The sequence below is a fragment of the Stenotrophomonas sp. JC08 genome (assembly GCF_052180205.1).
Taxonomy (GTDB): Bacteria; Pseudomonadota; Gammaproteobacteria; order Xanthomonadales; family Xanthomonadaceae; genus Stenotrophomonas.
On sequence record NZ_CP197473.1, the window covers coordinates 3,166,218 to 3,178,675 of the forward strand.

General features: G+C 58.2%; 11 protein-coding genes. 10 read left to right on the top strand and 1 reads right to left on the bottom strand.

Annotation, left to right across the window (positions count from 1 at the left end):
* Nucleotides 1-212: 212 nt before the first annotated feature.
* On the bottom strand, nucleotides 213-1,232 hold the full coding sequence (locus ACSBPQ_RS14555; protein WP_138763660.1) for a hypothetical protein: 1,020 nt from the start codon (nucleotides 1,230-1,232) through the stop codon (nucleotides 213-215).
* Between the two features lie 108 nt (nucleotides 1,233-1,340).
* Between ACSBPQ_RS14555 and ACSBPQ_RS14560 the strand changes: the two genes are divergently transcribed.
* From ACSBPQ_RS14560 to ACSBPQ_RS14605, 10 genes are all read left to right on the top strand, one after another.
* Nucleotides 1,341-1,514, top strand: coding sequence for a helix-turn-helix domain-containing protein (locus ACSBPQ_RS14560; RefSeq protein WP_225422662.1), 174 nt, complete (start codon nucleotides 1,341-1,343; stop codon nucleotides 1,512-1,514).
* Between the two features lie 221 nt (nucleotides 1,515-1,735).
* A complete protein-coding gene (istA, locus tag ACSBPQ_RS14565; protein ID WP_124528274.1) occupies nucleotides 1,736-3,295 on the top strand; it encodes an IS21 family transposase in 1,560 nt (519 codons plus the stop codon).
* A complete protein-coding gene (istB, locus tag ACSBPQ_RS14570) occupies nucleotides 3,289-4,026 on the top strand; it encodes an IS21-like element helper ATPase IstB (protein WP_110973478.1) in 738 nt (245 codons plus the stop codon). The genes istA and istB overlap by 7 nt, the downstream gene beginning before the upstream one ends.
* 984 nt (nucleotides 4,027-5,010) lie before the next feature.
* Entirely contained in the window at nucleotides 5,011-5,337 is a 327-nt protein-coding gene (locus tag ACSBPQ_RS14575) for a TonB family protein (RefSeq protein ID WP_442682799.1), read from the top strand.
* Nucleotides 5,338-5,798: 461 nt separating this feature from the next.
* The gene (locus ACSBPQ_RS14580; RefSeq protein WP_442682799.1) at nucleotides 5,799-6,125 is read left to right on the top strand and encodes a TonB family protein; all 327 of its coding nucleotides are present in this window, start codon (nucleotides 5,799-5,801) and stop codon (nucleotides 6,123-6,125) included.
* A 1,990-nt stretch (nucleotides 6,126-8,115) separates the two neighbouring features.
* Nucleotides 8,116-9,078: an IS1595 family transposase gene (locus tag ACSBPQ_RS14585; RefSeq protein WP_442682800.1), complete on the top strand. Its 963-nt coding sequence runs from the start codon at nucleotides 8,116-8,118 to the stop codon at nucleotides 9,076-9,078.
* Between the two features lie 515 nt (nucleotides 9,079-9,593).
* Entirely contained in the window at nucleotides 9,594-9,950 is a 357-nt protein-coding gene (locus tag ACSBPQ_RS14590; RefSeq protein WP_442682801.1) for a hypothetical protein, read from the top strand.
* Between the two features lie 497 nt (nucleotides 9,951-10,447).
* Nucleotides 10,448-10,849: a hypothetical protein gene (locus ACSBPQ_RS14595; protein WP_442682802.1), complete on the top strand. Its 402-nt coding sequence runs from the start codon at nucleotides 10,448-10,450 to the stop codon at nucleotides 10,847-10,849.
* A gap of 436 nt (nucleotides 10,850-11,285) precedes the next feature.
* The gene (locus tag ACSBPQ_RS14600; protein WP_442682803.1) at nucleotides 11,286-12,029 is read left to right on the top strand and encodes an abortive infection family protein; all 744 of its coding nucleotides are present in this window, start codon (nucleotides 11,286-11,288) and stop codon (nucleotides 12,027-12,029) included.
* A gap of 71 nt (nucleotides 12,030-12,100) precedes the next feature.
* Nucleotides 12,101-12,457 (top strand): hypothetical protein, encoded by a 357-nt coding sequence (locus tag ACSBPQ_RS14605; protein WP_442682804.1) that lies wholly within the window; start codon nucleotides 12,101-12,103, stop codon nucleotides 12,455-12,457.
* Nucleotide 12,458: the final 1 nt, after the last annotated feature.

Below are 12,458 nucleotides of genomic sequence, written 5' to 3' on the forward strand. Positions count from 1 at the left end.
TACGCCCGCTGACGGGGCGCCTTCAAACAGGCTTTGAGCTACGTACGATGTATTATCACGCTGCCTGACGCCCCTGCCACAGACTGATGCGCATCTGGCACAAATGCTCCACGAGCACGCCCGCGAACGCTTGACGATCCTGTCGTCGCGTACCTAGCTGGGGAAGGCGCTGCCCCGCTCAGTTGTAAGTTCATCTATCAGCCAGCAGCCTGCTAGCTCTGTGGATCAGCATATAAAGAAGCAGGTAACGACTCGCTCTCGAGCCGTATAGGACGCCCTGCTCCAGAGCGTTTTCCTCCCCATTGCCCTCGCACATCCGAGCGGCAGCGATGCCACCCCTCGGCCCGTATTAGCATCGGCCAGATCAGTAATGGATGCTCGTACAGATGCTGATTGATAAGTCGATAAATTTGATTGGCCTTGGGTGGCAGGCCATCAGGACAGTGCAATAGATCAACCAGCATGCTCACGGCATTCGTATCGTTGAGCTGCTGCTGTCGTTCCCCGAGCAACTGCCACAGCAACGGGCGACGCTCAGTCAGCCAAGTCACAATGCCCTGTTCGGGGAACAGCACCACGGGAGTAAAGAGCCCTTCATGGAACTCCGTCACTTCCCTGGTCAGGATGCGATTTACCGCCTTATCGAACCGCTCTCTTTGGCGAACGCCTGATTTGTAGCGGGCCGCCGCAGCTTTCGTTCCGACCTCATCCTGAAGCGGAACATTGGGGGAATGGTGTGCGCAGAGCTTTCTTCCTGGCAATGGCTGCCGCCAACACAGCGTGCAAAAGCTGAACGGATCAAGTCGCAGGCCATTTTCCAAGCGCAAATGGCTCTGCACGGAAATCTTCAGTTGAGTACACATGCTGAGGAAGTAGGTGACCTCAATGACAGTCGGGAACGTGTACTCCCTTGGCGGCCAAGTCGTGTAGTGATGGATAAGCTCCACTGCCTTCATTACTTCAAACAGCAGAGGGGTGTTGCTCTTGCCAACGCAACATCCCAGCTCGGCATAAATTCCCCAGATGCCATTCCAGGTCGCTATGCGCTGCCCATAAAGCACATGGCAATGCTCAGGTGGGATCAAGGGCTGTAGATACTGCCTGATCAGTCGCAGCGCGATTGCCGGCGTAACAGCGATGTCAGCAGCGTGCAGCCTGATTGCCCAGAGGGCAACCGCCACATCCTCGTATACGAAAGAATCGAGAAATTCATCGTTCAGGTAGAGAGGCAAATCAAGTGTCCAGTCTGGCTAGTAGCTAGGTATCCACCAACTGCCTAGCATGCGTTATCGGGATATTGCAGCTCAGGCAAGGGGATAACGGTGGATACGATGACACTCATGGAGGTGAGTCAGATTCTCAGAATTTCTGAACATACGGCTCGCAACCGATTGAGCATGGGCTTGCCGATGCCGCCTTCGTTTCGCGTCGGTCGCCGCCGCTTGTTCCTCAAGCAGGAGGTCGAACGGTGGCTGGCCGCGCAGGCTGGAGTATCCGGCAGCCACGACCACTAAAGCCCAGAAAACTACAGGACATCACGCTATCAATTAGGTCATGCGAGCAAGAAAAACTGTGGACGCAAAAAAGCCCGGAGCAGCAACTCCGAGCCTTTTTCTAGATGACATAAGCACCTTCAACGCTTGTGGATTCTCAGCGTCCTTCTATCGGCTGTCAAGGCCGAGGGGCAGGTACTGCCTGCCGTTAAGCGCCCTCCACAGGGCAAGAAGGAGTATGGATGAGAGTCAGGATTGAACCGCGCCTGCTGCGCGAAGCCGTGCGCCTGCACTATGGCACACGTTTATCGACACGCGAAATCGCTCATAGCACCGGGCTTTCGCGCAACAGCCTCAAGCGCTTGTGCCGGCACTTAGAAAACGTTGCCCTCGATGTGGGTCAGCTTGCTGAATGGAGCGACGAACAGCTTTATGAGCGCTTGGGTATCAAGCCATTCAACGGCTTCCGCCTGAAAGCCTGCCCCGACTGGAACTGGGTGCATTCTGAAATGCGTAATCCTTGCGTCACCCTGGAACTGCTCTGGCGTGAATGGCGGGCCACCGAGCCAGACGGCATCGCCTATTCGCAGTTTACGGCCAGCTATCGCAGCTTTCTGCAACAACAACCATTGGCAATGCGTCAGCTTCATCTGCCTGGCGACAAGCTCTTTTTGGACTTTTCCGGCAAGACCATGCCGATCTATCTGGAAGGTCAATCGGAACCGCGCCTGGCACAAATCTTTGTTGGTGTGCTGGGTTACTCCAGCTACACCTTCGCCTGTGCCGTGTGGAGTCAACGGATTGAAGACTGGATGCACTGCCATGTGCAGGCCTTCAATTTCTTCGCAGGTGTACCCCGCCTACTGATTCCCGACAACCTCAAGGCGGCGGTGATCAAGCATGGCAAGGATGAAGTTCAGCTCAACCTGATCTACCAGCAACTGGCCCAGCATTACCAAGCCGTCATTCTGCCGGCGCGTCCGCGCAAACCCAAAGACAAGGGCAAGGTGGAAGCCGGAGTGAAACTGGTTCAGCGCTGGCTGCTGGCAGCTCTTCGTCACCGTCGGTTCTTCAGCTTGGCAGAACTCAATCAGGCCATCCTGGAATTGTTACCGGCATTCAATCAACGCCCCTTCAAGCGACAGCCCGGCTGTAGTCGGCACAGCCTGTTCGTTGAGGTGGAGCAGCCTGCGCTCCAGCCGTTGCCAATCCACGCCTATGAGCATGCCGACTGGCGCTTCAAGGTACGGGTGCGCAGTGACTACCTGGTGGAGTACGACAACCACCACTATTCAGTACCGAACCGATTAGTTCAGCAGCAAGTGGATGTCCGCGCTACTGGCGAGGTCGTGGAGGTTTTTCACAATCATCTGCGGGTCAGCAGTCATCCCCGACAGTATGTTTCCGGCATCAGCATGCAACCGGAGCACAGGCCGCCGAACCACCAGTATTACGCTGACAGTGAACCCGCCGCATTGCTCGCCTGGGGCGAGCGAGTCGGGCCAGCACTGCTGCGACACCTGCAATATCACCTGACCGAACGTACCGATGTGGCCAACGGGCACAAGGCTGCCAGCGCCTTGCGCAAAGAAGCTCGCTTGCATGGCGATGCCCGACTGGAGGAGGCCTGCGCCTATGCGCTGACCATCAAGACCTTCGCCCTGAAAAGCCTGCAATCCATTTTGCGCGAGCAACCCGACAAGCGCCCTGGCCTGAAAGCTTTACCCAGCTCGACACCGGCTCACGAAAACCTGCGTGGTGCCCATTACTTTGCTGATGAAAAGGAACGCTCGACATGCTGAACCAGCAGACCCAAAGCAAGCTCCAGCAACTGCAACTGTCCGGCATGGCCAAGGCCTACCGCGACCAGCTTGAACTGCCGCGCATGCAGGAACTGCCCTTCGATGATCGCCTGGGCCTGATGGTGGATCGTGAACTCAGCGAGCGCGAGAATCGCAAGCTATCTCGGCTGCTGAAACAGGCAAAGTTGCGCTATGCCGCACACTTGGAGGATGTTGACTACCGCAGCAGTCGAGGCCTGGATAAGCAAGTGATCGCCAGCCTGGCGGGCTGCACCTGGATCGGTCAGCAACAGAACCTGCTACTGACCGGTGCCACCGGCACAGGCAAGAGCTGGCTCGCCTGTGCATTCGGCAGCCAGGCCTGCCGGCAGGGCTACTCGGTGATCTATAAAAGCGCTTCGAAGCTCTATGAAGAGCTGCAAATCGCCATTGGCGACGGCTCCCTGCCCAAGTACCGAACGGCCTTGAGCAAAGTCCACCTGCTGATCCTCGATGACTTCGGGCTGGCACCGGTAGAACCCACTGTGGGGTATACCTTGCTGGATATTGTCGATCAACGCATGCAGACCGGCTCACTGATCATAACCAGTCAATTCCCTACGGAACACTGGCATAGCATGTTCAGCGACGCCACGCTGGCCGAGGCCATCCTGGATCGCATCGTCCACCGATCACACCGTATTGGGCTCAAGGGCGAGTCCTTGCGCAAGCAGGCTGTCAAGGCGCAGTGACCGATAGCGGAGGGGGCATTGTCCCCTTCGCTATTTTCGCGCCCGCGAAAATAGCCGAGTCAGTGAGCTGCATCTCAGGTGGAGTAAGCAGGCATGCACTACGGCTTCGTCGGCATCTCGAAAATGTCCCTTTAACCAAGCCTCCAAAGCGGAAATAACATCACTGATACGCACGACGAGCATAGCTTTGCGCTGCATTGTGTTCGCATGTGGTGTGCCCAGATCAGCATAGGCGTTTGAACTAATTTTCTCGACGTGCATTTGATGGAGTCAAGGCGGTTTGAAATTGCATCCATATTACCCTTGGCGGGTGGGCCAGAATCATCAGCGTAGTGGATCACAATCACTGGAAAGGATGGTCAGAACCTCCAGCGTAGGTGGGTCATAACCATTGGAATAAAGTGTCAGAACCAGCAGCGCCCACAGGCGTCACGTTTGCCGCATTCGGCTTGCGTTTGGCTTCGGTGGTTCCGCGCGTCCGGCTTCATCGGGCAAGCCCTGCCCTGCAGGCTGTGGCATCATCGGCCTGCGTTGGGTTGTTCAAGCCGGCAGCATTGCCTTCGGCAATTTCTCGGCCACTGCTGCCTAACAATTCATTCAAGCCGACGTCGCTTCGCGACGCGGCTTAATTCAGCGTTAGGCCGCAGTTGTAAAAGTTGGGTGGTGGTTCCTGCTTCGGCAAACCCATTGCCCGTTTGCCGGTCGGCTCCGGTCACTGCTCTTCACCGTTCCCGGCATCGGCAAGTTTTCGACTCCGGCCCTGGCGTCACGTTTGCCGCATTCGGCTTGCGTTTGGCTTCGGTGGTTCCGCGCGTCCGGCTTCATCGGGCAAGCCCTGCCCTGCAGGCTGTGGCATCATCGGCCTGCGTTGGGTTGTTCAAGTCGGCAGCATTGCCTTCGGCAATTTCTCGGCCACTGCTGCCTAACAATTCATTCAAGCCGACGTCGCTTCGCGACGCGGCTTAATTCAGGCGTTAGGCGGCTATGACCCTTCTCTGGATCGTCATTGCACTAGCTATTTCGTCTCCTGCTGGCACAGGCAACGCAGCCTGCTCACAACTGGATCCGGAGCTCCTTCACTGCCCAGCACCGGAGGCCTCTCGGATCACCGAGCTTCGCGAGGGTAAGGTGACCCTGGAGCTCTATATCGATCCAGACGGGTCAGTTCGCTCCTCCAAGGTCCTTACGTCGTCCGGCCATCCCGCTTGGGCTAGTGCCGCTCAGGCAGCGGTGGCAGAGTGGCGCTATGTGGCGGGTTCGGGGTCTCGTACGCGGGAGGTTCCCTTTGACTTCCTGTTTAGTGTCCCGTAGCCGCCTAACAATGCGTTCAAGCCGAAGCCGCTTCGTTCCACCAACCACATGGCAGGTCAAGCTTGCCATGTGGTTGGCTTCACTACTACGCGTCTCGGCTTAACGCCTGAATTAAGCCGCGCCACGAAGTGGCGTCGGCTTGAATGAATTGTTAGGCCTCACGCCCATTGAGCAGAGAGGCCATCTGAACTGCATCCGATCGCTGCAAGAATAGGTACAAGAGCTTGCAGCTACCGAACTCCCGATAAAGCTCCGACTCGCGAATAGGGTGGTTGCCGAAGCGAAAGCGGCGCGTTGCTCCTGACCGGGCCGAAAGCTCGTAGACGCCAAAGCTACGCGGCAAAGTGAGATGGCCGTCGGGTCTTACCTCGGCTGGCGAGACTGCACGTGCACTCAGCTCTTGCTCTGTTGAAGCTGCCATGATCTCGCTCTGTGAGGCCTAACTTAGGTGTTAGGCGGCTATGACCCTTCTCTGGATCGTCATTGCACTAGCTATTTCGTCTCCTGCTGGCACAGGCAACGCAGCCTGCTCACAACTGGATCCGGAGCTCCTTCACTGCCCAGCACCGGAGGCCTCTCGGATCACCGAGCTTCGCGAGGGTAAGGTGACCCTGGAGCTCTATATCGATCCAGACGGGTCAGTTCGCTCCTCCAAGGTCCTTACGTCGTCCGGCCATCCCGCTTGGGCTAGTGCCGCTCAGGCAGCGGTGGCAGAGTGGCGCTATGTGGCGGGTTCGGGGTCTCGTACGCGGGAGGTTCCCTTTGACTTCCTGTTTAGTGTCCCGTAGCCGCCTAACAATGCGTTCAAGCCGAAGCCGCTTCGTTCCACCAACCACATGGCAGGTCAAGCTTGCCATGTGGTTGGCTTCACTACTACGCGTCTCGGCTTAACTTAGGTGTTAGGTGCCATGAAAAGCATGCTCGTAGTCGTAAGTCTTCTGCTTTGCACCTCATCCGTATCCGCACATGAGCTTACCGATTCGTTTTCCCGTGACATACAAGTCACGGTCGAGGCTGAGTCGGTTACTGTCGAGTATTGTCCAGACAATACTTGCGACGTGTTTACCATCGGCGACCCTACGGGGTCGGAGGTGCTCCAAGACTTTGCATACGCATATCTTCTCGGGGCTTCAACTTACATCTATCTCAAACAGTTCCAAGCAGATGCAGACTCTGCCGCTACCAAGTCGGTACTCGGTCGCTACAGTGCCCATTGCCCGCCAGAGCCTCTGATCCAGGCTGCGCGGTGTGTCGTCATGTACCTGATAGACAAACATCCCATCCGGGTAAGCTTCGTCCGCTACGACGAGGGAGAGCGCAATGTTGTACCCATTGCACCGGAGGACTTCTGGCATGGCACCTAACAATTCATTCAAGCCGACGCCGCTTCGCGGCGCGGCTTAACTCAGGCGTTAGGCGCTAGCTCGGTTTTAGGGGTTAGGCACAACGCGCAAGTCGTGTCGGGCGTCGCCTCGGCAAGTTTTCCGTGGCGCGGGGCGCGCTCGGGGTTCAGGTGTGGTGGTGCTCGGCTTCGGCCGGTTGGCGGCTTGCGGCCATCACGCCCAGACTTCGGGCGCTCGCTTCGGCAAGGTCCGGCGGATTGTCGCGCGGGGCGCGCACGGCTATCTTCGGACTTCGTACCAAAAGCTTTGGGGCGGCGCCGTGGCTCGGCTTTACTTGCCTGGCCGTAGTGCCTAACAAGTCATTCAAGCCGAACGCCACAAGTGGCGTCGGCTTAATTCCGGCGTTAGGCGCTAGCTCGGTTTTAGGGGTTGGGTACAGCGCGCAAGTCGTGTCGGGCCGTCACCTCGGCAAGTTTTCTATGGCGCGGGGCGCGCTCGGGGTTCAGGTGTGGTGGTGCTCGGCTTCGGCCGGTTGGCGGCTTGCGGCCATCAAGCCCAGACTTCGGGCGCTCGCTTCGGCAAGGTCCGGCGGATTGTCGCGCGGGGCGCGCACGGCTATCTTCGGACTTCGTACCAAAAGCTTTGGGGCGGCGCCGTGGCTCGGCTTTACTTGCCTGGCCGTAGCGCCTAACAAGTCATTCAAGCCGAACGCCACAAGTGGCGTCGGCTTAATTCCGGCGTTAGGCGCTAGCTCGGTTTTAGGGGTTAGGCACAACGCGCAAGTCGTGTCGGGCGTCGCCTCGGCAAGTTTTCCGTGGCGCGGGGCGCGCTCGGGGTTCAGGTGTGGTGGTGCTCGGCTTCGGCCGGTTGGCGGCTTGCGGCCATCACGCCCAGACTTCGGGCGCTCGCTTCGGCAAGGTCCGGCGGATTGTCGCGCGGGGCGCGCACGGCTATCTTCGGACTTCGTACCAAAAGCTTTGGGGCGGCGCCGTGGCTCGGCTTTACTTGCCTGGCCGTAGTGCCTAACAAGTCATTCAAGCCGAACGCCACAAGTGGCGTCGGCTTAATTCCGGCGTTAGGCCCCACAGGAAGCCACCGCTACCCATGAAAGGATCGAAGAGCAATCAGCGCCAAGGAAATGCGCCCGATCTCGCGCGCCAGAAACGCGATCAATCGCAGCTTGTCGTTCTTGAATGCCCAAAGGTCGCTGCGCTTCATCTGCCTGGCCCGTACCGCGTTGTCGCTATGCTGCCATTGCGCCGCCGGAAATTGGCGGCCAGAACCTTTTGCTCATGGCGCGGCAATGGCAGCCTTGTCGTTAGACTTATCGCGGGCAAACCCGCTCCTGATTAGCCCCGACCCTCAGCCGCGAGTCGCAGGATTTGCGCCGCCTGCGGCACAGCATGGTGCCACCTGAAGCCAACGAGGTGGCGCCATGGGCATCAACCGCGTGCAGTTCCAACCCGGCCTCTCGATGAGCGAGTTCATCCACCGCTACGGCACCGAAGCAAAGTGTTACCGGGCCTTGTACAAGTGGCGCTGGCCTGAAGGCTACCGCTGCCCGGCCTGTGCCGGACGCGCGCGTTCGCGATTCAGGCGCGGCGATGCGATCTACTACCAGTGCCGCGCTTGCCGGCATCAGACGACCTTGACGGCGGGCACCCTGTTCGAAGGCACCAAACTGCCGCTGCGCACCTGGATGCTGGCGATGCACCTGCTTACCTCGACCAAGACCAATTTGGCTGCGCTGGAACTGATGCGCCACCTGGGCGTGAACTACAAGACCGCCTGGCGCCTGAAGCACAAGGTCATGCAGGCCATGACCGAGCGGGAGGATTCCAGAAAACTCCAGGGTTTCGTGCAGCTTGACGACGCCTATTTGGGCGGCGAGCGCAACGGCGGCAAGCCCGGGCGCGGATCGGAGAACAAGCAGGCGTTCGTGATCGCAGTGCAGACGGACGAACACCTCGAACGCCCGACCTTCGCAGTGATCGAGCCGGTCCGCAGCTTCGACAACGCCTCGCTCAACGACTGGATCACGCGCCGCCTGGCACCTGAGTGCGAGGTCTACAGTGACGGCTTGGCTTGCTTCCGCCGGCTCGAAGACGCCGGCCACGCCCACACAACGCTCGACACCGGCGGCGGCCGCGCCGCCACCGAAGTGGCTGGAGCGCGATGGGTTAACGTCGTGCTGGGCAACCTCAAGCGGGCGATCAGTGGCACCTACCATGCCGTCAAACAAGCCAAGTACGCGCGGCGCTACCTGGCCGAAGCGGCGTACCGTTTCAACCGCCGGTTCCGCCTGCGCGAGACGCTGTCGCGACTTGCGACCGCGATGATGCGGTGCAAACCATGTCCGGAGCCGCGTCTGCGGATTGCGAGCAACTTTCTTGGCTGAGAGTTGGGGCTAATCAGGAACCCGCTAGCAATAGCACGCGGGTGTGGCCTAACAGTTCGTCCAAGCCGACGCCGCTTCGCGGCGCGGCTTAACTCAGGCGTTAGGCCTACATGGAGAGACTCGTGAGACTTTTAGCAACCTCTGCACTGATCTTCGCATCCGTGACCGCCAATGCTTCGCCTGACTACAAGTACTGCGAGATTGCTGGGCTTGCATTTGGCGCTGACAAAACATTCATAGGCTCAATTGCCGCCCGTATTGTTGACCGTCAAGGCCTCACGGGCACATCCGCATGTCAAGCTGTCTGGAAAGATTCTTACAACACTGGGAAACGCCTCTCGATAGGCGGGCAATGGTCTGACCTAGACTCCGTTAAGTGGCAAAAGCTGCAAGATTTCGAGACTAGAGTTCTGGATGGCGTTATCGACGACCTACATCTCGGCTTATAGGCCTAACAATTCATTCAAGCCGACGCCGCTTCGCGGCGCGGCTTAATTCAGGCGTTAGGCGCTTCAATGACCTTATCCGCAGCCCTTGCAATCATCACCCTGGCCAGCTCCTCGGTCAGTCCGGAGTTGTGTCACGGTGTCGAGAACAAGATCGAGCCGGATGTGCGCATTCTGGAGTCTGATCTGAGCCAGTCAGCTGCAATCGAGGCTGCTGAAAAGCTCAAGAACATGATTGCCCGCGGCGACTTGACGGGTGAGTTCCAGTTTGGAGCGCTCAACCAGTCAAAGATCATCCACGGGCACATCCTGCTTCGTCAGGCAGCAGCTGACCGAGAGGAGTTTGGCGCAGGCTCCATAGAGTCGAGAGAATCGACAAGGTCATTTTGCACTTGGCTTAGCAAAGAGGGCTTCTGGTATGACTAGCTCGTCGCAACCAGCGCCTAACAATTCATTCAAGCCGACGCCGCTTCGCGGCGCGGCTTAATTCAGGCGTTAGAGCCCTTTGGATAGTTGGCACCCAATCACAGTTCCTGAGCTTGAGGCGATTGTTGCCAGGCAACTGTGCGCTTGCTCGCCGGAGCAACAGGCGGCCTTTGCTTCTTGCCGCGTCCCGTTCTACCCCGTTCCCCTCTCTCGCTTGGGCGCAATCGAAAGCGCCTTGGTCGTTGCGGAGCTTCCCACCGGCCTGCTCTACTTTGAGGACGTTGAGGAGGGGTTTGAGATTGGCACTCCGAGCCCTGACGGGGTTTTGCCTGACCAAGGCTGCAACCAACTAGAGCTCGCACATGTACTCACCCGGGCAGGGCTCTAACAATTCATTCAAGCCGAACCCGCTTCGCGGGTCGGCTTAATTCCGGTGTTAGGCGTCCATGAAACAACTTTGGCGATTTTTAGCAGCATCACTAGGCCCGGGAGTCGCTTTGTTCGTCGCGCTGGTGGGGTACACGGCAATCGACGTTTACGTCCTTGGCAACTTCGATCCAAAGTTCGGACGCTTCGGCAGTATCCAACTCGCCGCTTTCATATCGGGATTCATGCTTGCCTGCTCGTTTTCTGGACACTTGCTCGCCTGTCTTCTTTTCCGCACCACAGTTTTTTCTCTGCGTGGATGGAGGCTCTTTGGGGTCGTTGCTGGGCTAAGCCTTGGTCAAGGCGCACTGCTTGTTTCAATGGAGCATCTGTTGCCCAGTGACTCGGTCACAAGCATGATGGCGTGGTGGGCGGCTATTTCCGGCGGTGTGGCACTAGGCATTCTCTATGCGGTGCGTCGCTGGTCGCCTAACAGTTCATTCAAGCCGACGCCGCTTCGCCGCGCGGCTTAATTCAGGCGTTAGGCGCATACCCACTGCTCCGGAAAATCAATGAACCGATGGAACATTCCAAGTTGGCTTGAGGCGGAAGTAATCGCACGCGACACTGATTGCGTTTATTGCCGATCTCCTTTTGCCGATCGGGATGGCCCAAAGCGGAGCCGCCCAAGCTGGGAGCACATCATCAATGACATGCGCATTGTCACGCGCGAGAACATTGTCTTGTGCTGCATAGGCTGCAACGCCAGCAAGGGCGCTAGGGAGTTGCAGGTCTGGCTCGCCTCGCCCTATTGTCAGATGCGGGGCATCGGCCCTCACACTGTGGCGCCCGTTGTGCAAGACGCCATTTCCAGGTGCTATCCCGCCAGCGCGGGCGGCGCCTAACAATTCGTCCAAGCCGAAGTTGCTTCGCAACTCGGCTTAACTCAGGCGTTAGGCGGCCTATCTAGTGAACGAAGTATTCGACCAGACAGAAGCTCTCCAGAACCTGCTGATCTCCCAAGCTACCGGGGGAAGCGAGGACGATGCCGAGTTCGTCCGACTGCGTCAGATGCTGCTCACCAATCCCGCGCTGGACTCGTTGGTTCCCCGTTTCGTTAGGACGTGCAGGAATCTTTCGCAGTTCTGGCAGTTCATTAAGTACAAGCACCCCACGTATGCCGAGAGGCGCGAGTTCATCTGGGCAGAGTTCCGACCACTCTTGGACCTGCTGGAGCGCGGTCCTCTGTCGCCTGCGGATCAATTGGTCTCTGAGAGACTGGAGAAGTTTGACGCTTCACATGTCCAAGCCGCTTGGTCAAAGGCCCTTGAGCGTCGCGCGGCGGATCCAGAAGGTGCGATCACATCTGCCAGGACGCTCATCGAATCAGTCTGTAAGCACATCCTCGATTCCGCGGACGCTACCTATGACGATGGAGCAGATCTTCCGAAGCTGTATAAGCTGACCGCGGAAACCCTCAATCTGGCCCCCTCACAGCACACCGAGGCTGTGTTCAAGCAGGTTCTTGGCGGTTGTACGGCTGTTGTCGAGGGTTTGGGCTCACTGCGCAATCGCCTCAGCGACGCACACGGCAAGGGAAAGGTTGGTTCAAAGCCGGCGCCTCGGCACGCTGAGCTGGCCGTCAACCTGTCAGGGGCATTGGCTACTTATTTGTTGGCAACTTGGGAGGCGCGCAATGAAGCGGCCGCCTAACAATTCATTCAAGCCGACGCCGCTTCGCGGCGCGGCTTAATTCAGGCGTTAGAGCCCAATTGAGGTAACCCATGGACTGGAAACAAAAGAGCATAAACGTTCTAGCCGTGCTGGGCTCGGTGGCATCAGTGACAGGCGTCACCGCGCTGTGGTTAGCTCAGCTCCGACCAAGTCTTAATTGGCTACTCGTCATTCCAATTGTGGTCGTTGCCGTCTCAACGTTCCTGGCGCTTGCGGCCTTATTCGTTCTTATAGCTCGGATTGGCTACCATAAATTGTCCGCTCCCCCTCATACGCCGTACGATGGCAATCTCAAGTTTGCCTATGCCGCCTGCGCCATAGGAGGGGGCACGATGCTCCTTACACTGTTTGCCTTTCTGCTAGCAGGTGCCGCCTTTCATCATGCCAATCAGGCGCTTGGGCTCTAAC

Coding starts and splice junctions, on each gene's coding strand:
- ACSBPQ_RS14560 (WP_225422662.1), top strand. CDS start 1,341: ATGGAGGTGAGTCAGATTCTCAGAATTTCTGAACATACGGCTCGCAAC.
- istA (WP_124528274.1), top strand. CDS start 1,736: ATGAGAGTCAGGATTGAACCGCGCCTGCTGCGCGAAGCCGTGCGCCTG.
- istB (WP_110973478.1), top strand. CDS start 3,289: ATGCTGAACCAGCAGACCCAAAGCAAGCTCCAGCAACTGCAACTGTCC.
- ACSBPQ_RS14575 (WP_442682799.1), top strand. CDS start 5,011: ATGACCCTTCTCTGGATCGTCATTGCACTAGCTATTTCGTCTCCTGCT.
- ACSBPQ_RS14580 (WP_442682799.1), top strand. CDS start 5,799: ATGACCCTTCTCTGGATCGTCATTGCACTAGCTATTTCGTCTCCTGCT.
- ACSBPQ_RS14585 (WP_442682800.1), top strand. CDS start 8,116: ATGGGCATCAACCGCGTGCAGTTCCAACCCGGCCTCTCGATGAGCGAG.
- ACSBPQ_RS14590 (WP_442682801.1), top strand. CDS start 9,594: ATGACCTTATCCGCAGCCCTTGCAATCATCACCCTGGCCAGCTCCTCG.
- ACSBPQ_RS14605 (WP_442682804.1), top strand. CDS start 12,101: ATGGACTGGAAACAAAAGAGCATAAACGTTCTAGCCGTGCTGGGCTCG.